We start from the raw sequence: 2,545 nt of genomic DNA, 5'->3' as shown, positions 1-2,545 counted from the left end.
CCGTGTAGGGGAGTCGCCAAGCTGGTTAAGGCACTGGATTTTGATTCCAGCATGCAAAGGTTCGAATCCTTTCTCCCCTGCCAAATTTTCAAACTGCGGCCCACCGGCCGCAGTGCTTCTTTTGCAGCATGCCCGCTGCAATAATCGACAGCCCTCGGGCTGCCACGACTCGAACTCTTTGGCGGCTTCCTAAAAGCCAATTCGCACTGCCGGGACGCGCTCATGCAGGCTAATCACCCTGATTTCATGGTTTTCACCGGCAATGCCAATCCTGGCCTTGCCGCAGAAATCGCGCAGAACCTCGGGACCTCGCTGGGTGCCGCGCGCGTTGGACGCTTCTCCGACGGCGAAGTCACCGTCGAGATCAACCAGAACGTCCGGGCGCGCGATGTGTTCGTGGTGCAGTCGACCTGCGCACCGACCAACGAGAACCTGATGGAACTGCTGATCATGGTCGACGCGCTCAAGCGCGCCTCGGCCGAGCGGATCAGCGCGGTGATTCCCTACTACGGCTATGCCCGCCAGGACCGCCGCCCGCGTTCGAGCCGCGTGCCGATCTCGGCCAAGGTGGTGGCCAACCTGCTCGAAACCGTGGGCGTCGAGCGCGTGCTCACGATGGACCTGCACGCCGACCAGATCCAGGGCTTCTTCGACATTCCGGTCGACAACATCTATGCGTCGCCGGTGCTGCTGGGCGACCTGCGCCAGAAGAACTACGAAGATCTGATCGTGGTCTCGCCCGACGTCGGCGGCGTGGTGCGCGCCCGCGCACTGGCCAAGCAGCTGAACTGCGACCTCGCCATCATCGACAAGCGCCGCCCCAAGGCCAACGTGAGCGAGGTCATGAACGTGATCGGCGAGATCGACGGCCGCAACTGCGTGATCATGGACGACATGATCGACACCGCCGGCACGCTGGTGAAGGCGGCCGAAGTGCTCAAGGAGCGCGGTGCGAAAAGCGTCTACGCCTATTGCACGCACCCGATCTTCTCGGGCCCGGCCATCGAGCGCATCACCCACTCCGCGCTCGACGAAGTGGTCGTGACCAACACCATTCCCCTTTCCGACGGCGCCCTGGCGTGCGGAAAGGTCCGCCAGCTCTCCGTGGCACCGCTGATCGCCGAAACGATCCAGCGCATTGCCAAGGGCGAGTCGGTGATGAGTTTGTTCTCGGACCAGGACAACCTGTTCTGATCTGGGCAAAAAGCGGGCGCCACCTTCCTTTGTTGGAACGGCGCCCTTGTTGAACCGGAGTCGCACTGGTCGCGGTGGACTCTCACAGGAGTTGTTATGAAATTCGTCGCTTTTGAGCGCGCCAAGCAGGGCACGGGTGCGAGCCGCCGTCTCCGCATCTCGGGCAAGACGCCCGGTATCGTCTACGGTGGTGAAGGCAAGCCCCAGCTGATCGAGCTCGATCACAATGCGCTGTGGCACGCCCTCAAGAAGGAAGCCTTCCACTCGTCGATCCTCGAAATGGAACTCGGCGGCGCCACCAGCAAGGTGCTGCTGCGCGACGTGCAGTACCACCCGTTCCGCCAGCTGGTGCAGCACATCGACTTCCAGCGCGTGGACGCCAAGACCCGCATGCACATGAAGGTGCCGCTTCACTACAAGGGTGAAGAAGAGTCCGACGCCGTCAAGCTCGACCACAACCTCGTGACGCACGTCATGACCGAACTCGAAGTGAGCTGCCTGCCGGCCGACCTCCCCGAGTTCATCGAAGTGGACCTCTCGGGCCTCAAGAAGAACGCCACGCTGCACGTCAACGACATCAAGCTGCCCAAGGGCGTGAAGTTCGTGAGCCACGGCAAGCTGAACCCGGTCATCGTGTCGGCCGTGCCGCCGCTGGTCTCCGAAGAGCCGGCACCCGCCGCCGAAGGCGCAGCACCTGCCGAAGGCGCAGCAGCAGCAGCAGCCGGTGGCAAGCCTGCCGCCAAGACGGCAAAGCCCGCCGCGAAGAAGTAATTTCTCTCGCATCCCTGCAGAAGGCCCGCCGCGTGCGGGCCTTCTGCTTTTTGGGCGGCGAGATAATTCCCTCATGATCAAGCTGTTTGTCGGCCTCGGGAATCCGGGGCCTGAATACGAAGCCACCCGGCACAACGCCGGCTTCTGGTGGATCGACGCCCTGGCGCGCGACTGGAAGCTCAATCTCGTGCCCGAGCGCAGCTACCACGGCCTTGCGGCACGCACGAGCATCGGCGGGCAGAGCGTCTGGCTGCTGGAGCCGCAGACCTTCATGAACCTGTCGGGCAAGTCGGTGGGCGCGCTCGCGCGCTTCTTCAAGATCGCGCCCGAGGAAATCCTCGTGGTGCACGACGAGCTCGACGTGGTGCCCGGCCAGGCCAAGCTCAAGTTCGGCGGCAGCCACGCGGGCCACAACGGCCTGCGCGACATCCATGCACAACTGGGCACCGGCGACTACTGGCGCCTGCGCCTGGGCATCGGACACCCCGGCGTGAAGTCGGAGGTCATCAACTGGGTGCTCAAGAAGCCGCTCAAGGAGCAGCGCGAAGCCATCGAGGACGCCATCGTGCGCACGCTGCAC

At 63.6% G+C, this 2,545-nt stretch carries 3 protein-coding genes and 1 tRNA gene; all 4 read left to right on the top strand.

Features of this window, described 5'->3' with window-relative positions; genetic code table 11:
- The first annotated feature begins 6 nt into the window (after window positions 1-6).
- Window positions 7-83, top strand: a tRNA-Gln gene (locus tag AC1DOC_RS28940).
- Between the two features lie 139 nt (window positions 84-222).
- Complete coding sequence (locus AC1DOC_RS28935; protein ID WP_015867115.1) at window positions 223-1,194, top strand: ribose-phosphate pyrophosphokinase; 972 nt, start codon at window positions 223-225, stop codon at window positions 1,192-1,194.
- Between the two features lie 96 nt (window positions 1,195-1,290).
- The gene (locus AC1DOC_RS28930; protein ID WP_015867116.1) at window positions 1,291-1,965 is read left to right on the top strand and encodes a 50S ribosomal protein L25/general stress protein Ctc; all 675 of its coding nucleotides are present in this window, start codon (window positions 1,291-1,293) and stop codon (window positions 1,963-1,965) included.
- 73 nt (window positions 1,966-2,038) lie between these two features.
- A partial coding sequence (gene pth, locus AC1DOC_RS28925) for an aminoacyl-tRNA hydrolase (protein ID WP_478131047.1) occupies window positions 2,039-2,545 on the top strand: 507 nt, incomplete at its 3' end.

Source organism: Variovorax sp. 01T439_2 (assembly GCF_056398445.1).
This window is presented reverse-complemented; position numbering and strand designations above follow the sequence as displayed.

Excerpts from the sequence above, each read along its gene's own strand:
- AC1DOC_RS28935 (WP_015867115.1), top strand. The coding sequence starts at position 223 with ATGCAGGCTAATCACCCTGATTTCATGGTTTTCACCGGCAATGCCAAT.
- AC1DOC_RS28930 (WP_015867116.1), top strand. The coding sequence starts at position 1,291 with ATGAAATTCGTCGCTTTTGAGCGCGCCAAGCAGGGCACGGGTGCGAGC.